The organism is Streptomyces sp. NPDC031379 (genome assembly GCF_055569615.1).
The window spans coordinates 323,248-344,251 of record NZ_JBVIIT010000004.1; the positions used below are offsets into that span (position 1 = coordinate 323,248).

Consider the following 21,004-nt stretch of genomic DNA (forward strand, 5'->3'; position numbering starts at 1 on the left):
AAAGTATGACCATCCGTCATCAATACGCCATAACTATGGACGAGTAGGTTAAACATGACATAAGAGTAGGCAACCCGGCAGCAGGAGACAGCCATGCAACGATTCGGAGTCGATGCGTCACGGTGGACACCTCCGGCGCATCGGCCGATCGGTCGAACGGACACGCAGGTCCGCTGGTGCGGACTCGTCGCGGCCGGCACCGACCTCGTGGCGGTCGCCCTGCCCGTGGCGGCGGCCCTCGTCGCGGCGGACGAGGGCCACGCCGTGCACCAGACGGCGGTGGCCGCCCTCGTCTGGCTGCTGGTGGGCCTGATCGGCAAGCGCTACGTCCACTGGGTCTGGAGCGAAGGCGGCCCCGTGGGGCCGGTGTTCCGTGACTGGCTGGTGCTGCTCGGCGTCCTCGCGCTGCTGCGGGCCATGTTCGGTCTCGGCAGCGTGCCCGCCATGGCGGTCGCCGCGCTGCTGCCGTCGCTCGTGGTCGCCGCGGGCGTCCGCAAGGTGATCCACCGCTATCTGCGGGCCCAGCGCCGGGATGCCCGGGCACTGCGCCGGGTGCTCGTGGTCGGGGAGGCCGGGGCGGTGGACGCCGTCATCGGGCAGCTCGCCCAGCGCACCGATCACGAGTACGTGGTGGTCGGCGCCTGCGCGGTGGGCGAGGGCGAGGTGCCGGCCGGGGTACCGGTGTGCGTCCGGCTCCGGACGGACGGGGCGGACGGCACCGGCGAGGACGACGCCTCCGTCGTCGCGGCGGCGGAGGACCTCGGCGCCGACCTGGTCTTCGTGGCACCGGGCCGGCACCTCTCGGGGGACCGGCTCCGCCGGCTGTCGTGGGCCCTGCACGACCGCAACTGCCCGCTCATGGTGCTGCCCGGCGTCGTGGAGGTGGCCCGCCGCCGGGTGCGGCTCACCACGGCGGCCGGCCTGACCCTGCTGCACATCGCACCGCCCGTCCGCCACGGCGCGCAGACGTTCGCCAAGTCCGTCATCGACCGGCTGGGTGCGCTCCTCCTCGTCCTCGCCCTCGCGCCGGTGTTCGCCGCCCTGTCCCTCGCCGTCCGACTGGACTCGCCCGGGCCCGTCCTGTACCGCCAGACACGGGTGGGCAAGGACGGTGTGCCGTTCCCCATGTGGAAGTTCCGGACGATGGTGGTCGGCGCGGACCGGATGAAGAGCGGTCTGGAGGAGGCCAACGAGAACGACGGCCACATGTTCAAGATGCGCCGCGACCCGCGCATCACGCGTCTGGGCCGGGTTCTGCGCCGCCACTCGATGGACGAACTCCCCCAGCTGGTCAATGTGCTCCTCGGCCACATGTCGCTGGTCGGCCCCCGTCCGCCCCTGCCCGAGGAAGTGGCCCGCTACGACGAGGTGGAGCGGCGCAGGCTGAGCGTCAAGCCGGGCCTCACCGGGCTGTGGCAGGTGAGCGGACGATCCGAACTGTCCTGGCACGAGACCGTCTCGCTCGACCTGCGCTACGTGGACAACTGGTCCTGCACCTGGGACATGAGCGTGATGGCCCGGACCGTCCGCGCGGTGCTGGACGGACGCGGGGCCTACTGAGCCGGTGGGCGCCGCCGGTTCAGACGCCCACCGCCGCTGAGGCCGGAGCCGGTGGCTCCATGCCGCTCAGCCAGGACGCGTAGGTGGCGGCGATACCGTCCCGCAGGGCGATCCTGGGCCGCCAGCCGAGGCCGGTCATGCGGGAGACGTCCAGCAGCTTGCGCGGGGTGCCGTCCGGTTTCGTCGGGTCGACGGCGATCCGCCCCCGGAACTCCACGACCTCCGCGACGACTTCGGCGAGTTCCCGGATCGTCAGGTCCTCCCCGCAGCCCACGTTGACCGGTTCGTCGCCGTCGTACCGGCGCAGCAGCGTGACACACGCGTCGGCGAGGTCGTCCACGTGCAGGAACTCCCGGCGCGGGGTGCCGCTGCCCCAGAGGACGACCTCGTCCAGCCCGTAGTGCTTCGCCTCGTGGAAGCGGCGGACGAGGGCCGGCAGCACATGGGAGGACTCCGGGTCGAAGTTGTCCCCAGGGCCGTACAGATTCGTCGGCATCGCGCAGATGTACGACGCGTCGTACTGCCGCCGGTAGGACTGGACCTGGACGATGCCGGCGATCTTGGCCAGGGCGTAGGCCTGGTTGGTCGCCTCCAAGGGGCCCGTGAGCAGGGCGCCTTCCCGGATGGGCTGCGGTGCGAGCCGGGGGTAGATGCACGACGACCCCAGGAACAGCAGCCGCCGTACGCCGGCGGCGTGCGCGGCCGGGATCACGCTGAGCTGGATCCGCAGGTTGTCCTCGAGGAACTGCACCGGCTGCGTGCTGTTGGCCAGGATGCCTCCCACCCTGGCCGCGGCCAGGACGACCGCGTCCGGCCGGGCGTCACGCAGGAACGCCGCCGTCGCTGCGGCGTCACGAAGGTCGAGTTGGGACCGGTCCCGGACGAGGACATCGTGCCCGTCCGCCAGCAGCCGGCGGACCAGTGCGGAACCGACGAGTCCCCGGTGGCCGGCGACGTACACACGGGCGGGAGTGGCGAGCAGTTCTTCCATATGGCCGAGTCTGCCAGCAACACGCGTTTATGTACCGAATTACACACATCTTTCATGGAAACTCCCCTCAGAGTCATCATTCGGATCTCGGGGAGGACTGCCGCCGTGGACCGTTCCCTGCGTGGGTTCACCGGAGCCGGTTACGACAAAGGACGCCCTCTGCCGGTACAGATCGCCTGGTTCGCCGTTCTCCATCTCGCGTTCCTCAAGTGGTGGTTCCCGGCCCGCTGGCGGCCCGCCGTGCTGCGGGCCTTCGGCGCGCGGGTCGGGCGGGGGGTGCTGATCCGGCACGGCGTGCGGGTCCACTGGCCGTGGCGGCTGGAGATCGGCGACGACGTGTGGATCGGCGAGGGCGCCTGGCTGCTGAACCTGGAACCGATCACGATCGGCAGCGATGTGTGCGTCTCCCAGGGGGCGTTGCTGTGCACAGGCAGCCACCGGCGCGCCAGCCGCACCTTCGAGTTCGACAACGGGCCCATCCGGCTGGAGCAGGGAGCCTGGGTCGCGGCCCGGGCGGTCGTGCTCCGCGGCGTCACGGTGGGGCGCGGCGCGGTGGTGGGTGCCAGCGCCGTCGCCCGCCGCGACGTCGGCCCGGGCGCGGTGGTCACGACGGGAGTCACGGTATGAGGGTTGTCCACGTGGTGACGCTCGTCAGCGACGACGGGGCCTACGGCGGTCCGACGAGCGTGGCGGCCGGGCAGTTGGAGGAGTGCGCCGCGCGCGGCCACGAGGTCGCGCTGGTGTCCCTGTGGCGGGGCAAGTCCCGGGCACCGGTGCGCATCGGCACGGTGCCGCTGCACACGCGTCCGGCCCGCGCGCTGCTCCCGGGCCGCTTCACGGGGCTCATGCACCCGCTGCTCGTCCGGGACCTGTGGCACAGCCTGGGCAGGGCGGACGTGGTGCACCTGCACGCCGGGCGGGACCTGGTCTCCCTCACCGCTCTCGCCGTGGCCGTGCTGCGCCGCAAGAAGTTCCTGGCCCAGACGCACGGGATGGTCGAGCCCCGGCGCGCGGCCGTGGTCCGGCTCTTCGACCGCCTGTACGTGCCGTTGCTGCGCCGGGCCCGCGGTTGTCTGGTGCTCACCGAACGGGAGCGCCTGGCGCTGGCCGAGGTGGTCGGCCCGGACGGTCCGCCGCTGCTCCTCCTGCCCAACGGGGTGCGGCCGCAGCGGCGTGAGGAGGCGGCGGAACAGGACCGGCGGGAGCCGGGGGTCCTCTTCCTCGCCCGGCTGCACCCCCGCAAGCGCCCCGAGGCGTTCGTCGAGATGGCCGCACTGGTGCACCGGCGGGTTCCGGGAGCGCGGTTCAGCCTGTACGGGGCGGACGAGGGTTCGCTGCCGGCGGTGCGCCGGCTCATCGCGGCCCGGGGGCTGCAGGACGTCGTCACCTACGGCGGGTCTCTGGCGTACGACGAGGCGCTGCGCGTCCAGTCGAGGGCCGCCGTGTACGTGCTGCCGAGCGTCGACGAGCCGTTCCCGATGACGGTCATCGAGGCGCTCGCCGCCGGCACCCCCGTGGTGTGCACGGACACCTGCGGCATGGCGCCGGAGCTGGCGCGCCGGGGTGCGGGGATGGTCACCGACGGCAGCCCGCGGGCCCTGGCCGACGCGGTGTGCGAGGTGCTGTCCGACGAGGACAGGCGCAGGTCTCTGGTGACCGAGGGCCGGCGTGCGGTCGAGGAGGTCTTCTCCATCCACGCGGTCACGGACCGGCTCGAAGGGTTCTATCGGCATCTCTGACGCGTCGGCCGTCAGAGCAGTGTTCCAAGCTAAGGAGAGCGGGTGACTGTCAAGACAGCCCTCGTCACCGGTATCACGGGCCAGGACGGTTCATACCTGGCAGAGCTGCTGCTGGAGAAGGGCTACCGGGTGCACGGCATCGTCCGCCGCGCGTCCACCTTCAACACCCAGCGCATCGAGCATCTCTACCGTGATCCGCACGACGCCGGTGCTCGCCTGTTCCTGCACTACGGCGATCTCACCGACGGGACCCGGATCGCGGGCCTGCTGGAGCAGGTCCGGCCGGACGAGGTCTACCATCTGGCGGCCCAGTCGCATGTGCGGGTGTCGTTCGACGAGCCCGAGTTCACCGGCGACACCACGGGCCTCGGCACCACACGGCTGCTGGAGGCGATCCGCAGGACGGGCCTCGACTGCCGCTTCTACCAGGCGTCGAGTTCGGAGATGTTCGGCGCGACACCGCCGCCGCAGCACGAGCGGACCCCCCTCTACCCCCGCTCGCCCTACGGGGCGGCGAAGGTGTACGCGTACTGGATGACCCGCAACTACCGTGAGGCATACGGTCTGTACGCGGTCAACGGCATCCTGTTCAACCACGAGTCGCCGCGTCGCGGCCCGACGTTCGTGACCCGGAAGGTGGCCGTGGCCGCCGCCCGGATCAAGGCCGGTCTGCAGGACGTCGTCCATCTCGGCAACCTCGATGCCCGCCGGGACTGGGGCTATGCCGCCGAGTACGTGGAGGCGATGTGGCGGATGCTGCAGCAGGACGAGCCGGACGACTACGTGGTCGCCACCGGCACCAGCTACAGCGTGCGTGACTTCGTGGAGCAGTGCTTCGCCCATGTGGGCCTCGACTGGCGCGAGTACGTCCGCTTCGACGAGCGCTACCTGCGCCCCACCGAGGTCGACGACCTGGTCGGCGACGCGAGCAAGGCCGAGCGGGTGCTCGGCTGGCGGGCGACCGTGCACACGCCGGAACTGGCCCGGCTGATGGTGGACGCGGAACTGGCCGACCTCGGGCACGTCGTGGCTCCCGGCGGCCAGACGATCGCGGCGCCCCTGCTGCCCACTCCCGTCCAGCGCTGACACACACCGGATGAGGGGCGGTCCACGGGACCGCCCCTCATCCACCGCGCCGCGGCCGTCAGACGCCGCTGTGGTACCGGTTCTGCGTGCGACACGGCGGCACCACCGCCTCGGACGCGGGGTCGGTACACGAAGTCTCACCCTCGCAGTTACTCGCGCCCTTCATCCGTGGCGCTCTCCGTACCCCTGCAACCCGGGATGTCCCATGCGCCTGAGCAAAAGTACGAGGCGGATCCTCACGGCGACCTCCGCCGTGGCCCTCCTCTCGGCCGCTTCCTTCACGACCGCGTCCGGCTCCGAGGCACGCCTCGGAAACACCCTCGCCGCCGCGCCTCTGCCGACCTGGCAGACGAACGGCATCGTCTGGTCGGTCGCTTACACCCGCGGTGTCGTCTACGTCGGCGGCACCTTCGACACCGTCCGCCCGCCGGGCGCCGCACCAGGCCGGCAGGAGGTCCGCCGCAAGAACTTCGCCGCGTTCGACGCCGCCACCGGCAAGCTGCTGCCGTGCAGCCACACCTTCACGGCGGGCCCCGAGAACTCCGTACGGGCGCTGAAGGCGTCGCCCGACGGCAAGGTGCTCTACGCCGGCGGATCGTTCGGCAGGGTCGACGGCGTGGGCGTGGCCAACGCGGCGGCGATCAACACGGCCGACTGCTCGCTGCGCAAGGACTTCCGGCCCCGTGTCGAGGCGACCGTCCGGGCCATCGACGCCACCGCCAATGCGGTGTACGTGGGCGGCGACTTCCTGGCCGCCGGCGGCCAGGAACGCAGGCGTCTGGCGTCGTTCAGCCCCAGCGGCGCACTGCTGCCGTTCAAGGCCGACATCGACAAGCCGGTCCTGGCCCTCCTCGCCGCACCCGACCACAAAATGGTCCTCGTCGGCGGCGACTTCCACAAGGTCAACCGCATGGACGAGGCCGCGCTGGTCGCCCTGGATCCCGGCACCGGTGCGACCGTCTCCTCCTACCCGGACTGGATCCCGCCCACCACAGTGAGCGTGAAGTCGCTGGCACGCGAAGGCTCCACCTTCTATCTGGGAGCCGAGGGCGAGGGCACGGGCGTCTTCGACGGCCGCATCGCCGGCCGGCTGTCCCAAGGGCGGATGCTGTGGAAGGACACCTGCCAGGGCGCCACCCAGGCCGTCGTCGCCTACCAGGGCGTGGTCTACAGCGGGTCCCACGCGCACAACTGCAGTCAGACGCCCGGGGGATTCCCGGAGGGCCGTCGCCAGCACTTCCTGGCCAACGCCGCCAGTGACGGACGGATCCTGCACTGGTTTCCCGACACGAACGACGGAATCGGCGAGCGGAACGGCCCCCGAGCGCTGGTGATGGCCGGTGGAATCCTCTGGGCGGGCGGTGAGTTCACCACGGTCAACGGCCGGCCGCAGCAGAGCCTGACGCGTTTCTCCGCCGGTCCCGGCTCCGCCGCCCCGGAAGGAACTCCCCGGCTCACCGCGGCGACCCCCCGCGCCGGCCGCGTCACGCTCACCTGGCGTGCCACGTGGGACCGGGACGACGCGGAGCTGACCTACGTGATCCAGCGTGACGGCCAGCGCGTCGCCTCGCTGAAGCAGCGGTCGGTCTGGTGGAGCCGCCCGGACATGGCGTACACCGATTCCGTCGCCCCCGGATCCCGGCACCGGTACACGATCACCGTCACCGACGGCCGGAACGCTTCGCCCGTGTCGGGACCGGTCGTCGTGACCGCGAAGGCCGGGAAGCCCTAGGGGCCTTCGTTCGGATCAGCCCGGGTCCGACCTGATCCGAACGAGACCCCCTAGCCGGCCAGGGCCTCGGACAGCAGCGCCGTGATCCGGCCCAGGCCGGCCTGAGGGCTGAGCCGTTCCCGGACGTAGGCAGGGCCGCGCGCGCCGAGGGCGGCCGCGCGGCCGGGGTCCTGGGCCAGCGCCCGGACGGCTCCGTACAGTGCCTCGGGATCCTCCGCGGGCACCACGACGCCCGCGCCCGAGCGCCGCACTTCGCCGGCCGTGCCCCCCGAGGCGGCGACCGAGGCCACGACCGGACGGCCGCTGGCGAAGTAGGACGTCAGTTTGCTGGGCAGGCTCATGTCCAGCACGGACGCTCGCTGGGTGACCGCCAGGAGGTCCGCCGCGGCCAGTACGTCGGTGAAGTCGGCGTCGGCCGCGGGCGGCAGCAGGTCCACCTGCGCAAGGTCCGCGGCCAGGCGCGCCAGGTGCGCCCGCCGGCTGCCGTCCCCCATGAGCACGACCCGGAGGCGCGGGGTGCTGGAGGCCGCGAGCCGCGCGGTGTCGATCAGCACCTCGAGCCCCTGCTTGAGGCCCATGTTCCCGGCGTGCAGCACGACGTACTCACCCTCCCCCCAGCCGAGCCGGGCCCGTACCGCCCGGCGGTCGGCGCGGGAGGGCCTGGCGTGGGTCCAGTTGGGCACGACCCGGACGCGGGCCGCCGGCACACCGGCCGCGGTGACGCGGTCCAGGAACGACTCGTGCACCACACCGACCAGGGCGGCCGAGCGCAGGATCCTCGCCTCCACCCCCGCCGCCAGGGAGGCCACGCGGCCGCCGCCGGTGATTCCGCTCTGCGCGGCAGCGGCTCCCATGAGGTCCTGCACCACGACCACGTGGGGCACCTCGTGACGCCGGGCGACCCGGCCGCCGACGACGCCTCCCGCGAGGGAGGGCATCTGACTGAGCACCAGATCCGGGCGCAGGGCCGGCGGCCGGACGCAGCCGTGCGCCATGAGACTCAGTTCGTAGGCCGCCCGGCGCGCCGCGGTCTGCCGCGAGGGGACGTATCCGCGCCGCCGGTGGATCCGGACGCCGCCGCGGTGCTCCACCATGCGCCAGCGTCCCCGGTACTCGTCCTGCACGCGCCAGGCCGGATAGTGCGGCATGCCCGCGAGGACGTCGACCTCGGCGCCACCGGCCGCCAGGTGTTCCGCGATCCCGGTCGAGTAGGGCCCGATTCCGGTGTGTTCGGGCGCGTAGTTGGTCGACACGAGAAGGAGACGGCGACCCTCGAGGAGTTTGGACATATAGGAACACTAAGGGGCGAATTACTGCAATATCCAGCGAAACGCGCCATGACTCGATCGGATGAGACAGCCGCCTGAGCTATAACTGGCTTGCCCCTATTCACTCAGTTTGCCCTCATTCATCCGCCGTTGGTCTCTCTGTATCGAGGTGTCAGGTGCAGGACGGTCAAGTCCGTTGCGTGGCCGCAGTGTTCGGCTGGGCCTTCGTCCTCGTCGCCCTGCTGCCCGCACTGGTTCTGCTGACTCCCGGCACGCACCTCGGGCCGGCCCTCGCCCTCCAGTGCGTCGTCCTCGCACACACCGGCGGAGCACTCACCCGAGTGCTCACCGACACCCGGGTGCGGCTGACCGCCCTCGGATTCTGGCTCTTCTCCTATGTGTGGCTCGGGCTGGCCCCACTCGCCATGCTCGCCACCCGCACCTACTCCCACGACTACCGTGCGGACGAGACCACGGCCTTCGCCGCCACGGCCCTGACCGAGGTGGGGCTGCTCGCCTACAGCGCCGGCGCGGCACTGGCCCGGCGGCGTCCGGGCGGCCGGCCGGTCCGGCTCGAACCCCTGCTGACCCGCAGGTTCGCGCCCGTACGCGTACTCCTGCTGTCCGGCATGGCGCTCGCGCTCGGTGCCGTACTGATCCCCCAGCTGGGCGGCGTGGAGGTCTTCTTCACCAGCCGGCAGGCGGTGTGGCAGTCGGGCGCCGCCTCGGACTCGACGCGGACGCTGGCCGTGTGGTCCGTGGCGGTCCCCGCGTTCTGGGCACTGGTGGCCCTGGTGCAGCTGTCCCGCGCGACGACGCCGAGCGACCGGCTGCTGCGCAACCTGCGCCTGCTGCTGCTCCCGCCGCTGATCGCGCTCAACGTGATCGTCAACAACCCCGTCAGCAGGCCGCGTTTCTGGGCGGGAACGGTCCTTCTGGTCCTGTTCTTCGCCGTCGGCCGGTTCAGCCGCCCGCGCACCTTCCGGCGCGTCGCCGCCGCGCTCACCGCGACCGTGCTGCTCGTCTTCCCCTACAGCGACTACTTCCGCTACGACCACCGGGAAGCGGTCCACGTGATCTCCCTGGCCGAGCAGTTCACCACGAACATGGACTACGACGCCTACCAGCAGATGCAGAGCGGGATCGACTACGTCAAGGAGAAGGGCTTCTCGCCGTCCACCGCGCTCGGTCCCGCCCTGTTCGCCGTTCCGCGCTCGATGTGGCCCGGAAAACCGCAGGACACCGGCGTCGCCCTCGCCGACTGGGCCGGCTACTCCTTCAAGAATCTCTCGGCACCGCTGTGGATCGAGAGCTACCTGTGGGCCGGCGCGCCCGCCGTGGCGGCCGTCTTCGCTCTGCTCGGGGCGGCCGGACGCCGGATGGACGACCTGCGGGAGCGGCTGCGCGGCGAACGGGACACGCTGGCCGTGCTGTTCGTCCCCGCCTTCGCCTTCTATCAAATGATCTTCCTGCGCGGCAGCCTGATGGGCGTCGTGGGACCGCTGTTCCTGCTGCTGGCCCTGCCGCTCCTCATCACGACCCGCGCCGCCCGGCCGTCCCGGGCCCCCTCACCGTCGCCGTCGCCCACGAGCGCCGGCCGCACCCCGATCTCCGGAACAGGAGGCATTCGTGACCTGTCCCACCAGCTTCGATGACTGGTACAACGAGCCGGACCGGCTCCGCGACCAGCTGCGTCAGCTGCTGCGGTACCGCGGGACCATCGTGCTGGCCACCGCCCTGGGGCTGCTCGGCGCACTGCTGCTCGGGCTGCTGGGCGGTCGCAGTTACACCTCCACCGGTGAGGTCCTGGTCCGTTCGACGACCGACCCGTTCAGCCCGTTCGGCGTGTCCGTCGACAACCAGGTGAGCATGGGCACGGAGCGGCAGATCGCCCTGAGCGCCGACGTCGCGGCCCGTGCGGCACGGACGCTGCACGAGCCGTCCCACGCCGCCGCGCTGAGCAGGGACCTGAGCGTCAGCTTCGCACCCAACGCGCAGGTCCTGAACTTCGCCTACACGGCCACCAGCCCGCGACGGGCGGCACGGGTGACCAACGCCTTCCTCGACGCCTACCTCGCCGACCGCCAGGCCAGGACCAAGGACACGGCGGACCGGATGACCAGCGGTCTGAAGCAGCAGCTCACCCCGCTCCTGGCCAAGCAGAAGAAGGACGACGACAACCCCAACCCCGGCCTCGCCGACCAGATCAACACGCTGCAGAAGCGGATCGCGGACATCCGCTCCCGCGACACCACCGGCGGCGACATCGTCCGCGCGGCCACGCCGCCGGCCCTCCCGGCGGGCCCCGGACTCACGGCCCTCATCGGTCTCGGTCTGCTCGGCGGCCTCGCTCTGGGCCTCGCGCTCGCCTCGCTGCGTTCCGCCCTCGAACCGCGGGCCCGCTCGATCGCCGAGGTCCAGGGCGCGCTGGGTGCTCCCGTCCTCGGCATCCTCCCGGACACCGGCCCGGGCGGCGAACTGCTGCAGCTGGGCCGCACCCCCGGCGGCCACGTGGAGACCTACCGCACGCTCGCCTTCCGCCTCCGGCACGGCGGCGGCCGTACACCCGGCGGCTCCCTGCTGATCGTGGCACCGAGACAGGACGCGATGACCGAGGCCGCCGCGGTGAACCTCGCCGCCGCGTTCGCCGAGTGCGGCGACGACGTACTGCTGGTCGACGCCACCGGAGGCGCCCCCGGCCTCGCGGCCCGGCTGCCGCTGGTGAACGCGGGCGGCAGCGGCGACGCCGAGGCCGCCGGCCTGCCCGAGGGCCGTGCCCTCGTCAACGCGGGCGCGGCCGGACGGTTCACCCTCACCCCCGGCACACCGGGGACCGCCACCGGCGGGATCCCGGCGTCCCCCATGGTGACCCGCGAGCTGTCGCGCGCCGGCACCGCACAGTCGGCGCTCGTCGTCACCCGCCCCCTGCTGGAGCACACCGACGGCCCCGCCGTCGCCCAGCGCGTGGACGGCGTCCTCGTCCTGGCCTGCCTGGACCGCACCCGGCGCGACGACCTGCGGCGGGTCCGCGAACTCGTCGGCTGCTCCGGCGGGCGCGTGCTGGGCGCGGTCGTCGGCACGAACGCCGGCGCCCACGAACGGCGTTGGACCCTGGGGCGCCGGCCGACGGCGCCGGACGCACCCGTCACCCCGGAGATGCCCGCCCAGGCCCAGCCGGGCTCGTCAGCGCCGGACGCCACGGTCGCCGCCACACAAGCATGAGCGCCCCCGGCACGGCCGTACCCACCGCCCGCGGCAGGCCCGTCCCGAGCGGGATCGCGGCCACCGCGCGCGGCGGCTGGTGGGGCTTTTTGGGCTCGGCCGTCAGTGCTCTCTTCGGCTATCTGCTCGTCGCCCTGGTCACCCGGGCGCTCGGGGCGCACGGAGCGGGAGCGGTGTTCACCGGTGTCGCCGTCTTCACCATCCTCGGCAACACCTGCAAGCTCGGCGCCGACACCGGGCTGGTGCGCTTCATCTCCCGCGACGTGGCCACGGACGACGGCCGGCACGTGGGCGCGCTCCTGCGCACCGCCGTCGTCCCGGGCGCCGTGGCGAGCACGGCGGCGGCCGCGGTGCTGTTCCTGTCTCCCCCCGCCGCCACCGCCCTGCTGTCGAACCTGGCCCCGGGCGACGCGGTCACCCTGGTCCGGCTCTTCTCGGTGTTCCTCCCGCTGGCCACGGTCACCCTGATCTGGCTCGGCGCGACCCAGGGCTACGGCACGGTGCTCCCGCTCGTCGGCGTCGAGCAGATCGGCAAGCCGGTGCTGCGCGTGCTGATCGCCGTACCCGTGGCCGTCCTGGCCCCGAGCGTGCTGAGCCTGGCCGTGGCCTGGCTCGTCCCCACGCTGACCGGCGCCCTCGCCGCCTGGCTCGCGCTGCGCCGCTGCCGTGCCGGCCGGCAGGACGTGCCCGCTCCCCCGCTCGGAGCGGCCGCGGCCCGGCGCGGGTTCTGGGCGTTCTCCGCGCCCCGTGCGATCTCCTCCGTCTTCGACATCAGCGCGGTCTGGGTGGGCGTCATCCTGCTGTCCAGCCTGGGTACGAGCGAGGAGGCGGGCATCTACACCGCCGTCGGCCGGGTCATCAGCGCGGCGACACTGCTGCAGCTCGCCGTCCGGCTGGCCTTCGCGCCGGAGATCAGCCGGCTGCTCGCCACGGACCAGCTCGACGAGGCCTGCCACCTGCATCGCGTCTCCACGCGGTGGATCGTGCTGTTCTCCTGGCCCCTGCTGGTGTTCCTCGCCGACTTCCCCAAGACCGTCCTGTCCCTGTTCGGGCCGGAGTTCACCCAGGGGTCGGACGCGCTGATCGTGCTCTGTGTCGCCTCGGCGGTCAACGTCGGGGTGGGCAACGCCCAGACGGTGATGCTCATGGCCGGCCGGAGTTCCTGGCACCTCGTGGTCACCGGCGCGGCCTTCGCGGTGCAGCTGAGCGTCGGCGTACTCACCGTGCCGCACCTGGGCGCCCTGGGCGCCGCGCTGTCGTGGGGGGCGGCGATCGTCGTGGAGAACCTCGGGGCGGCGGCCCTGGTGCGACGTGATCCCGGCTTCACGACCGTCGACGGCGGGTACCTCACCGCGTTGGGCGTCGGCCTGGGCCTCACCACGGCCGCGGTGGTTCCCGTCCGGCTGCTGGCCGGTGACACGGGCACCGGCCTCGCCCTCGGAATCACTCTGGCGGTGTGCGTGTTCGGCACCGTTCTATGGCATTTTCGTACGACTCTGGGCGTGAGCGATCTCGTCGCCGTGCTGCGCAAACGCACCGCCTGAGGCCGCGTCACTCCGCTCACTCCCCCTCCCGCCGATCATCACCCCCGGGATGTTCCATGCGCCTGCGCCACCTCACGGCGAGGACCGCCATCACGGCTTCCGCCATGGTGGTCCTCACCACCGCATCACTCACCACAGCGTCGGGCAAGCCCGCCACCGGCGAGCCCGCCTTCACCGCCGCCCCCTTGGCGACCTGGCAGACGGACGGCATCGTCTGGTCGGTGGCGACCGCACGCGGTGTCGTGTACGTCGGCGGCACCTTCGACAACGTCCGACCGCCGGGCGCTGAGCCGGGCGAGCGGGAGGTGGCGCGCAGCAGCTTCGCCGCCTTCGACGCCGTCACCGGCAAACTGCTGCCGTGCACCCACTCCTTCACGGGCGGCGAGGGCGCCGTACGCACGATAAGGGCGTCACCCGACGGCAAGGTGCTGTACGTCGGAGGCTCCTTCGGCGAGGTCGACGGTGAGGGCGTGGCCAACGCGGTCGCCTTCGACACGGCGCGCTGCTCGCTGCGCAAGGATTTCCGGCCCGCCCTGTCGGGGGCCGTCCGGGCCATCGACGTCACGGACCGCACGGTGTACCTGGGAGGCGACTTCCTGGACGTCGGCGACCGGCCGAGGAGCCACGTAGCGGCATTCACGCGAGGCGGTGAGCTGCTTCCGTTCCAGGCGGAGGTCAGCGGGTCGGTGCGGGCGCTCCTGGCGGCACCCGACCACGCGAAGATCCTGGTCGGCGGCGAGTTCGACGAGGTCGACGGCGACTGGGAGCACGGGCTGGTGGCCCTGGATCCCGAAACCGGCGCGACCGTGGCCTCCTATCCCGACTGGATCCCGGAGAGTTCACGGGTGAAGTCGCTGGCGCGAAAGGGGGCGACCTTCTACCTCGGGGCCGAGGGCGACGGCCCCGGCACCTTCGACGGACGTCTCGCCGGACGGCTGACCGACGGCCGGTTGCTGTGGAAGGACAGCTGCCACGGCGCGACCCAGGTCGTCCTGCCCTACCGAGGCGTTCTCTACACCGGAACCCATGCCCACGACTGCCAGGAGACGCCGGGCGGCTTCCCCGAGCGCGACCATAGGTGGCACCTGCTGGCCCAGTCGGCCGCCCGGGGCGCCCTGCTCCACTGGTATCCCGACACGGACGACGGCGTCGGCGAAGGGGTCGGCCCGCGGACCATGGTGGCGGCCCGCGGAATCCTCTGGGTGGGGGGCGAGTTCACCGAGGTCAACGGCAAGTCCCAGCAGTCCCTGACCCGCTTCGGGACCACCTCGGACGCCCCGGTCCAGGATCCTCCCGCCCTCTCGCTGACGGACAGCCGCTCCGGACGGGTCACGCTCGGCTGGCGGGCCGCCTGGGACCGCGACGACGCGGTGCTCACGTACCGGATCCGCCGTGACGGAAAGCGCGTGGCCACGCTGCGGCAGCGGTCCGCCCCCTGGAACCGCCCGCTGATGAGCTACACCGACTCGGTCACCGCCGGCACCCGCCACCACTACACGATCGAAGTGACCGACGGGCGGCGCACCGCCGCCAGGTCCGCTCCCCTCACGGTCACCACGACCGCCTACGCGCAAAGGCCGGGACAGTCATGAGGAGACACCGCATCGGGTACGCACCCGGCGTCTTCGACCTCTTCCACGTCGGACATCTCAACATCCTGCGCCGCGCCCGGGAGCGGTGCGACCTTCTCGTCGCGGGCGTCGTCAGCGACGAGCAGGTGATCCGGGTCAAGGGCAGAGCGCCGGTGGTGCCGCTCTCGGAGCGGCTGGACATCGTCCGCAGCCTGCGGTGCGTCGACGAGGCCGTCGTCGAGGCGACGGACGACAAGATGGACATGTGGGAGAGGGTCGGCTTCGACGCCGTCTTCAAGGGCGACGACTGGCGCGGCACGCAGAAGGGGAGCGCCCTCGAGCGCCGGTTCGCCGAGGTCGGTGTGGCGGTCGTCTACTTCCCGTACACCCTGCACACGTCGAGCACGCTGCTGCGCACCGCCCTCGACGTCCTCGCCTCGCCCCACGGGAGCGGGCCTCGCTCAGCTGAGCTGGCGGAAGCTCTTGACCAGGAAGGCGGGCAGGAAGACGAGATGGGCCACGAGCAGGGCGCAGTACACCCCGAGGAAGAGAGCCTGGTTCCCCAGGAATAGGAAGCCCAGGCAGGTCACGCCGTAGTCGACGGGCAGCAGGAGCACGGACCGCAGGGCCGAGTGCGAGGCCGGCAGCGGTTCGTGCTTCTGGCGCTTCAGCTTCTCCGTGAGGATGGCGACGAAGAAGACCAGCACGGCCGCCAACTGGAAGAGCAGCGGCGCCAGCAGGAGGACCGGGCTGGGCACGTCGAAGAAACGGTAGAGCGCCACCAGCACCGCCGTGTGGACGCTCACGACCTTGACGCAGTCCAGGACGTGGTCGAGCCACTCCCCGGCGGGGCCTCCCGTCCGCCGGCTGCGGGCCAGCTGCCCGTCGGCGGAGTCCAGGGCGAAGCCCACGGCCAGGGCCGTGCACACACAGACCGACAGGCCGGGCCCGGGCGGCACCAGGGCGACGGCGGCCAGGGCGGGAAACGTGAACAGCGCGCTGAGGAGGGTCACCTGATTCGGCGTGGCCCCGATCCGGTAGGCCATCGCCGCGAACAGCCGGCCGGCCGGGCGGTTCACGAACCGGGTGTAGAGCGACACCCCCACAGCCGGCTTCTGCGCCGTCGACAGCAGTCTGAGCACGTCTGCGAACGCCGTCACTTCATCCCCTATGGGTGGTCGTACGGGTGGCTCCACGGATGGCACTACAGGAAGCATAACCGGACAAATTGTGACATAAGGATATGATGAACCGGCTCATGTCGACCGGAGACAACTCCTGTGCCGCGCCTCATCGGTGACGGCCGGAACGCCGGCACCGATCTCCGAGGAGGCCGCGGCCACCCCTCACCCGCCGGTCGGTCAGCCGCTCGCCCTGGCCAGCCCGAGCGCGTAACTCGCCCACCACTGACCCGCCTTCGGCCCGCCCTTGCACTGGCCGTCGGACTCTCCCGGCCTCTTCACCCACAGATAGGCGTCCACCAGCGGATCCGCGGTCTTCGTCGTCGGAGTCTCTCCCAGGGCCCGGCCCGGCGGGTTGCACCACCGCTCGGACGGGTCGCCGTCCCGGTACGGTCCGTTGCCGTTCCTGCTGGTGTCGACGACGAAGGGCTTGCCGCCCACCTTCGCCGAGAGCTGCTTGCCGTAGGCGATGGAGTTCTGGGTGGAGTAGAAGTTGGAGACGTTGACGGAGAAGCCGTCGGCCCGGTCGACGCCGGCCCGCCGCAGGGGCTGGAAGATCTGGTCGGGGTGACCCCAGCCGGCGTTCCCGGCGTCCAGGTAGACCTTGGTGTGCTTCAGGGACTTGAGCTTGGCGATCGCGCCGTTCAGGAGGTCGTAGCGCTCCTCGTGGAACTCCTCCGGGGTGCAGCCGTCCACGAGGTGCAGGACGGCGTCGGGCTCGAGGACGACCATGGCGGAGCGGTCGCCGATGCCCCGGGCGACCCCGTCGAGCCAGGAACGGTAGGCGTCGCCGTCGGCGGCACCGCCCTGCGAGTACTGGCCGCAGTCGCGGTGCGGGATGTTGTAGAGGACGAGCAGGGCCGTACGGTCGGACTTCTCGGCGGCCTCGGTGAAGCCGCGGGCCTCCTTCTCCGGGTTCTCCGGGCCGATCCACTCCCCCACCGGCTGCTCGGCGATCTTCCGGATCTGCTCGGCCTCCGCCTTCCTGCCGGCCTTCACGGAGGCGGCGAGCCGGCGGGCCGCGGTGCCGTTCGGGTTGACCCAGAACGGGTCGGCGGACTTGGGCTGCTGGGTGATCCGGGCCGCCGGGTCCGGTGCCCCGTCACCGTCCGAGGAGGAGCACCCGGCGGCCAGGAGTGCCGCCCCCAGCACCGCCGCGGTCGCCCGCGCCCGTGCCGAAGACCGGGTCACCCTGCTGTCGTACATGCGATTCCCCCCTGGGCGCGCACTGGTTCGGGTGCCAATCCTGGCATATCCACCGCGGCCGTCACGAGGCCACGCGGGAGCGGGACACACGAGTCATGGATCGGTGCCGGTGAGGTAGGCGGAGACCACCACGTTCGCCGTGTAGGTGCGGCTCGCGCGGTCGAAGGTGCCGCCGCAGGTGATCAGGCGGAGTTCGGCGCGGCCCGGCTCGTGGGGGCCGTAGGCCTGCTGGGCGTCGAAGTCGTCGCGGGGCAGGACGCGCACGTCGTCGATGGTGAACACGGCGACCCTGCCGTCCGAGCGGATCACCCGGACGGTCTCGCCGGGCTCGAGGGTGCTGAGCCGGTAGAAGACCGCGGGCCGGGTCTCGGTGTCGACATGGCCGACCATCAGGGCCGCTCCCGCGGCGCCGGGTGCGGTGCCGGAGCCGTACCAGCCGACCACGCCGGGCCGGCCGAAGGGCGGCGGGTCGACGGCGCCCCGGGCGTCCAGGCCCCGGGCCACCACCGGCGCCTGGACGCCGAGCTGGGGAATGTCGATGCGCTGGGGGCGGGCGGCGCCCAGCGGTCGCGCCGGGCTGGGCAGCCCGGCGCGACCGAGGGCGAACACGTCACCCGTGGCGGGGCCGTCCGGGCCGCGCGGTACGTCGGTCACACCGCGCCCCCACAGCCACAGCCCCAGCAGCAGGACCGTCCAGGCCAGGCCGGTGATGAGCCGCCCGGTACCGGTGGCGCGCTCGTGGTGGTCGCTCATGGCGGGCGTCAGCGCGCGCCACGGCTCCGGCGGGTGCGGATCCCGAAGGCGACCGCGGCGGTCCCGGCGAGCGCCAGGCCGGTCACCGCCTGGAGGGTGCCGGGACCGGACCCGCTGGTGGCCACCGTGGCGAAGTGCGCGGTGCCACCGCCGCCCGCGTCGACCGGGGCGACGGGCGACGCGGAGCCGGAGCCGGAGGGTGGCCGGATGAGCTGCTCGAGCGGCCCGGCCGCCCCGTCCACGACCGTGAGCGTGCCGGTGATCACGGTGCCGGAGCAGGTGATCCGCACGCCGTAGGCGCCCGGCTCCAGGGAGGAGGCGACCCGGGTCTCACCGGTCAGGTCGCCCTGGCCGCCGGTCAGCGGGGCGTCGGCGACGAAGGCGGCCGAGGCGGCGGTGCCCCGCTCGCCGGTGCAGCCGCTCACCCTCAGGGTGACATCGGCGCCCGGCGCCGGGGAGGCGGGGGTCACGGTGACCGAGCCGCCGTCCGCCGCGTGGGCCGCCGGCGCGAACCCGGCCACGGCCAGGATTCCGGTGCAGAGAGTGAGACGTAGTGAGCCCATCGTGAACCTCCAGTACGAGGAGGGTCCCCCCGCCGGAGCGCCCCCGCATCCTCGGGGGCCGCTCCGCTGCTCCGAACGGGTGATGCCGGGTTTCGGGCGGGCGCGGCCCGCACCGGTGGGCTCAGACGAGGTCGACCAGGTCCGCGATGGAGTCGACGACCTGCGAGGGCCGGAAGGGGTAGCGGTCGACGTCGTTCGGCTGGGTGACGCCGGTGAGCACCAGGAACGTGCGCATCCCGGCCTCCAGGCCCGCGAGCACGTCGGTGTCCATGCGGTCGCCGATCATCGCGGAGGTCTCGGAGTGGGCTCCTATCGCGTTCAGGCCGGCCCGCATCATCAGCGGGTTCGGCTTGCCGACGAAGTACGGCTTCTTGCCGGTCGCGGCGGTGATCAGGGCCGCCACGGAGCCGGTGGCGGGCAGGTCGCCCTCGGTGGAGGGGCCGACGTTGTCGGGGTTGGTGGCGATGAACCGGGCGCCGTCGTTGATCAGGCGGACGGCCTTGGTCAGGGCCTCGAAGGAGTAGGTGCGGGTCTCTCCGAGGATCACGAAATCGGGCTCGTGGTCGGTGAGGATGTAGCCGATGTCGTGCAGTGCGGTGGTCAGGCCCGCCTCGCCGATGACGTAGGCGCTGCCCCCGGGCCGCTGGTCGTCCAGGAACTGGGCGGTGGCCAGGGCGGAGGTCCAGATGTTCTCCACCGGCACGTCCAGGCCCATCCGCCGCAGCCGGGCGTGCAGGTCACGGGCGGTGTAGATGGAGTTGTTGGTGAGCACGAGGAAGGGCCGGCCGGACTCGCGCAGCTTCTTCAGGAAGGCTTCGGCGCCCGGGATCGGCACACCCTCGTGGATCAGGACGCCGTCCATGTCGGTGAGCCATGACTCGATGGGCTTGCGATCTGCCATGTTGTGCGTCTCCTGGCGTACGTACGGTCGAGAAGCGGGGGCGCCGGAACCACGGCGTACCGACGCCCCCAGCCTAGTCAGAGCGGTCCGGTCCTGACCCCGGTCGGTAGCGGGCCGGCCCGCTCAGCTTCCGGTGGCCGACTTCCATGACCGTGACGGAGTCGGAGCGGATGCCCATCTCACCGGGCTCCCGCGAGCAGGGCGGGCAGGCCGGAGACGGAGTCGAGGACGTGGGTGGCGCCGGCCACGCGGAACGCCTCGTCGCCGTGGGCGCCGGTGCGGACACCGGCGACGAGGCCGGCTCCGGCGCGTACGCCGCTGAGCACGTCGTAGGAGGTGTCGCCGACGACGGCGACCTGCCGGACCGCTTCTGCGGCCTTGGTGCGCAGGAAGGCCTCCAGGACCATGTCCGGGTAGGGCCGCCCGCGCCCGCCGGCGTCGGCCGGGCAGAGGGTGAGCGGGACGAGGTCCCGCCAGCCGAGCGCGTCCAGGAGGGCGTCCTGGGTGACGCGGGCGAAGCCGGTGGTCAGCACGACGGTACGACCGCTGCCGGCGAGTTCCTCGATCGCCTCGCGCGCGCCGGGGACCGGGGCGACGAGACCCGCGTCGACGAGGTCGCCGTACGCCTTCTCGAAGGCGGTGTTGGCGCGCCGGGCGAGGTCCTCGGCGCCGAAGAGGTGCCGGAAGACGGAGATCTTGGACTCGCCCATGGTCGCGCGGACGTGGTCCAGCTTCTCGGCGTGGTCGGCCGAGCCGGGCGCGACGCCCAGTTCGGCGGCGGCCGCCGCGAAGGCGCGCTCGACGAGGCCGCCGTCGGCGACGGTGGTGCCGGCCATGTCGAGGACGACGAGTCGGATGTCGCGGATGTCTGTGGTCACGTTCCTCACCAGCCCAGTTCGTCGGCGGTCGTTTCGGCTATCGCCGGGGAGCAGGTCATGCCGCGGCCGCCGGGCCCGGTGACCAGCCACACCCCGTCGCCCACCTGTTGCCGGTGGACGACCCGGCTGGTGTCGGTGCACTGCGCGTACACGCCGGCCCAGCGGCGGCGGATCTTCGGCAGCGGCCGGCCGAGGAGGGATCCGACGACCTCGGTGAGGTGGTCGTAGGGGTCCTCGAGGGTGTCGAAGCCGAAGGGGTGCTCGTACTCGTGGGTGTCGCCGATGGTCAGGCCGCCGTCGGCACGCTGCACCATGAGCAGCTGCATACGGTGGGCGGCGGCCGTCTCGGCCTGCGGCTGCCGGGCGTCGAGTTCGTCCAGCGCCGGGGAGGCGTAGGCGGGGTAGTAGCGGAAGCTGTCGGCGTCGGCGACCGAGGTGGGGAGCGGTTCGCCGAGCGGGTCGGTCTGCATCATCTGCAGCCGGACGCGGCGCACGGGCAGCCCGGGCCCGGCGAGTTCGCGGACCAGGCCGCCGAGGCAGGCGCCGGTGCACAGGACGACCGCGTCGGCGTGGTGCACGTCCCCGTGAGCTGCCGCACGGTCTCGCGGGCGACGTCGTACCGCTCGGCGAGATCCCGCTCGGTGGGGATGACACCGCCCTCCCCCAGCTCCTCCAGCAGCGCCGCGATCCGCGCCTTCACCGCGTAGTACTTGGGATGCGCCCGTGCTCGGGGATGCCGGAGCGGACGGGGGCGCCGGGGGCCTGGTCGTTCGGGTAGTCCACGCAGGGATGGTCGCAGACGGGGTGAC

At 72.3% G+C, this 21,004-nt stretch carries 17 protein-coding genes and 3 pseudogenes; 10 read left to right on the forward strand and 10 right to left on the reverse strand.

The annotated features are described in order from the left end of the window. The first annotated feature begins 93 nt into the window (after positions 1 to 93). Positions 94 to 1,560, forward strand: a complete 1,467-nt coding sequence (locus tag ACZ5CW_RS08275) for a sugar transferase (RefSeq protein ID WP_468599468.1) — start codon at positions 94 to 96, stop codon at positions 1,558 to 1,560. A 19-nt stretch (positions 1,561 to 1,579) separates the two neighbouring features. Here ACZ5CW_RS08275 and ACZ5CW_RS08280 read toward each other — a convergent pair whose 3' ends face one another. After that, on the reverse strand, positions 1,580 to 2,551 hold the full coding sequence (locus tag ACZ5CW_RS08280) for a GDP-L-fucose synthase family protein (protein ID WP_468599469.1): 972 nt from the start codon (positions 2,549 to 2,551) through the stop codon (positions 1,580 to 1,582). A gap of 54 nt (positions 2,552 to 2,605) precedes the next feature. Between ACZ5CW_RS08280 and ACZ5CW_RS08285 the strand changes: the two genes are divergently transcribed. From ACZ5CW_RS08285 to ACZ5CW_RS08300, 4 genes are all read left to right on the forward strand, one after another. After that, a complete protein-coding gene (locus ACZ5CW_RS08285) occupies positions 2,606 to 3,178 on the forward strand; it encodes an LbetaH domain-containing protein (protein ID WP_468599470.1) in 573 nt (190 codons plus the stop codon). Further along, the gene (locus ACZ5CW_RS08290; protein WP_468599471.1) at positions 3,175 to 4,290 is read left to right on the forward strand and encodes a glycosyltransferase; all 1,116 of its coding nucleotides are present in this window, start codon (positions 3,175 to 3,177) and stop codon (positions 4,288 to 4,290) included. The genes ACZ5CW_RS08285 and ACZ5CW_RS08290 overlap by 4 nt, the downstream gene beginning before the upstream one ends. 42 nt (positions 4,291 to 4,332) lie before the next feature. Further along, a complete protein-coding gene (gene gmd / locus ACZ5CW_RS08295; protein ID WP_468599472.1) occupies positions 4,333 to 5,376 on the forward strand; it encodes a GDP-mannose 4,6-dehydratase in 1,044 nt (347 codons plus the stop codon). Positions 5,377 to 5,581: 205 nt separating this feature from the next. Continuing rightward, positions 5,582 to 7,108, forward strand: a complete 1,527-nt coding sequence (locus tag ACZ5CW_RS08300; protein ID WP_468599473.1) for a PQQ-binding-like beta-propeller repeat protein — start codon at positions 5,582 to 5,584, stop codon at positions 7,106 to 7,108. A gap of 50 nt (positions 7,109 to 7,158) precedes the next feature. Here ACZ5CW_RS08300 and ACZ5CW_RS08305 read toward each other — a convergent pair whose 3' ends face one another. Next, positions 7,159 to 8,397: a glycosyltransferase gene (locus ACZ5CW_RS08305; protein ID WP_468599474.1), complete on the reverse strand. Its 1,239-nt coding sequence runs from the start codon at positions 8,395 to 8,397 to the stop codon at positions 7,159 to 7,161. A 179-nt stretch (positions 8,398 to 8,576) separates the two neighbouring features. Between ACZ5CW_RS08305 and ACZ5CW_RS08310 the strand changes: the two genes are divergently transcribed. The 5 genes and pseudogenes from ACZ5CW_RS08310 to ACZ5CW_RS08330 all read left to right on the forward strand — a co-directional run. Continuing rightward, positions 8,577 to 10,031 (forward strand): hypothetical protein, encoded by a 1,455-nt coding sequence (locus ACZ5CW_RS08310; RefSeq protein ID WP_468599475.1) that lies wholly within the window; start codon positions 8,577 to 8,579, stop codon positions 10,029 to 10,031. Further along, the gene (locus ACZ5CW_RS08315) at positions 10,006 to 11,598 is read left to right on the forward strand and encodes a hypothetical protein (RefSeq protein WP_468599476.1); all 1,593 of its coding nucleotides are present in this window, start codon (positions 10,006 to 10,008) and stop codon (positions 11,596 to 11,598) included. Before ACZ5CW_RS08310 ends, ACZ5CW_RS08315 begins: the two co-directional genes overlap by 26 nt. After that, positions 11,595 to 13,142: an oligosaccharide flippase family protein gene (locus tag ACZ5CW_RS08320; protein WP_468599477.1), complete on the forward strand. Its 1,548-nt coding sequence runs from the start codon at positions 11,595 to 11,597 to the stop codon at positions 13,140 to 13,142. Before ACZ5CW_RS08315 ends, ACZ5CW_RS08320 begins: the two co-directional genes overlap by 4 nt. A gap of 56 nt (positions 13,143 to 13,198) precedes the next feature. Further along, positions 13,199 to 14,734 carry a fibronectin type III domain-containing protein gene (locus tag ACZ5CW_RS08325; protein WP_468599478.1) on the forward strand — a complete coding sequence of 512 codons (1,536 nt, stop codon included), beginning with the start codon at positions 13,199 to 13,201 and terminating at the stop codon, positions 14,732 to 14,734. Next, positions 14,731 to 15,165: pseudogene (locus tag ACZ5CW_RS08330) on the forward strand (FAD synthase family protein); the annotation flags it as partial. The gene ACZ5CW_RS08325 and the pseudogene ACZ5CW_RS08330, both read left to right, overlap by 4 nt. Positions 15,166 to 15,174: 9 nt before the next feature. On the opposite strand, the gene ACZ5CW_RS08335 reads toward ACZ5CW_RS08330, so the two are convergent. The 8 genes and pseudogenes from ACZ5CW_RS08335 to ACZ5CW_RS08370 all read right to left on the reverse strand — a co-directional run. Then, on the reverse strand, positions 15,175 to 15,873 hold the full coding sequence (locus tag ACZ5CW_RS08335) for a CDP-alcohol phosphatidyltransferase family protein (RefSeq protein ID WP_468599479.1): 699 nt from the start codon (positions 15,871 to 15,873) through the stop codon (positions 15,175 to 15,177). Between the two features lie 201 nt (positions 15,874 to 16,074). Further along, positions 16,075 to 17,100: a glycoside hydrolase family 6 protein gene (locus tag ACZ5CW_RS08340; protein WP_468599480.1), complete on the reverse strand. Its 1,026-nt coding sequence runs from the start codon at positions 17,098 to 17,100 to the stop codon at positions 16,075 to 16,077. Between the two features lie 93 nt (positions 17,101 to 17,193). After that, on the reverse strand, positions 17,194 to 17,853 hold the full coding sequence (locus ACZ5CW_RS08345; protein ID WP_468599481.1) for a class F sortase: 660 nt from the start codon (positions 17,851 to 17,853) through the stop codon (positions 17,194 to 17,196). An 8-nt stretch (positions 17,854 to 17,861) separates the two neighbouring features. After that, on the reverse strand, positions 17,862 to 18,416 hold the full coding sequence (locus ACZ5CW_RS08350; RefSeq protein ID WP_468599482.1) for a hypothetical protein: 555 nt from the start codon (positions 18,414 to 18,416) through the stop codon (positions 17,862 to 17,864). Between the two features lie 121 nt (positions 18,417 to 18,537). Continuing rightward, positions 18,538 to 19,317 (reverse strand): HAD-IIA family hydrolase, encoded by a 780-nt coding sequence (locus ACZ5CW_RS08355; protein ID WP_468599483.1) that lies wholly within the window; start codon positions 19,315 to 19,317, stop codon positions 18,538 to 18,540. A gap of 179 nt (positions 19,318 to 19,496) precedes the next feature. Continuing rightward, a complete protein-coding gene (locus tag ACZ5CW_RS08360; RefSeq protein ID WP_468599484.1) occupies positions 19,497 to 20,204 on the reverse strand; it encodes an HAD family hydrolase in 708 nt (235 codons plus the stop codon). Next, positions 20,201 to 20,782 (reverse strand): annotated as a pseudogene (locus tag ACZ5CW_RS08365) (FAD-dependent oxidoreductase); the annotation flags it as partial. The gene ACZ5CW_RS08360 and the pseudogene ACZ5CW_RS08365, both read right to left, overlap by 4 nt. 2 nt (positions 20,783 to 20,784) lie before the next feature. After that, a pseudogene (locus ACZ5CW_RS08370) lies at positions 20,785 to 20,978 on the reverse strand (GntR family transcriptional regulator); the annotation flags it as partial. Positions 20,979 to 21,004: the final 26 nt, after the last annotated feature.

Bases quoted from the DNA above. Each gene is read 5' to 3' on its own strand.
- ACZ5CW_RS08345 (WP_468599481.1), bottom strand. From the start codon at position 17,853: ATGAGCGACCACCACGAGCGCGCCACCGGTACCGGGCGGCTCATCACC.
- ACZ5CW_RS08300 (WP_468599473.1), top strand. From the start codon at position 5,582: ATGCGCCTGAGCAAAAGTACGAGGCGGATCCTCACGGCGACCTCCGCC.
- ACZ5CW_RS08275 (WP_468599468.1), top strand. From the start codon at position 94: ATGCAACGATTCGGAGTCGATGCGTCACGGTGGACACCTCCGGCGCAT.
- ACZ5CW_RS08320 (WP_468599477.1), top strand. From the start codon at position 11,595: ATGAGCGCCCCCGGCACGGCCGTACCCACCGCCCGCGGCAGGCCCGTC.
- ACZ5CW_RS08350 (WP_468599482.1), bottom strand. From the start codon at position 18,416: ATGGGCTCACTACGTCTCACTCTCTGCACCGGAATCCTGGCCGTGGCC.
- ACZ5CW_RS08325 (WP_468599478.1), top strand. From the start codon at position 13,199: ATGCGCCTGCGCCACCTCACGGCGAGGACCGCCATCACGGCTTCCGCC.
- ACZ5CW_RS08340 (WP_468599480.1), bottom strand. From the start codon at position 17,100: ATGTACGACAGCAGGGTGACCCGGTCTTCGGCACGGGCGCGGGCGACC.
- ACZ5CW_RS08285 (WP_468599470.1), top strand. From the start codon at position 2,606: ATGGAAACTCCCCTCAGAGTCATCATTCGGATCTCGGGGAGGACTGCC.
- ACZ5CW_RS08290 (WP_468599471.1), top strand. From the start codon at position 3,175: ATGAGGGTTGTCCACGTGGTGACGCTCGTCAGCGACGACGGGGCCTAC.
- ACZ5CW_RS08280 (WP_468599469.1), bottom strand. From the start codon at position 2,551: ATGGAAGAACTGCTCGCCACTCCCGCCCGTGTGTACGTCGCCGGCCAC.
- ACZ5CW_RS08355 (WP_468599483.1), bottom strand. From the start codon at position 19,317: ATGGCAGATCGCAAGCCCATCGAGTCATGGCTCACCGACATGGACGGC.
- ACZ5CW_RS08305 (WP_468599474.1), bottom strand. From the start codon at position 8,397: ATGTCCAAACTCCTCGAGGGTCGCCGTCTCCTTCTCGTGTCGACCAAC.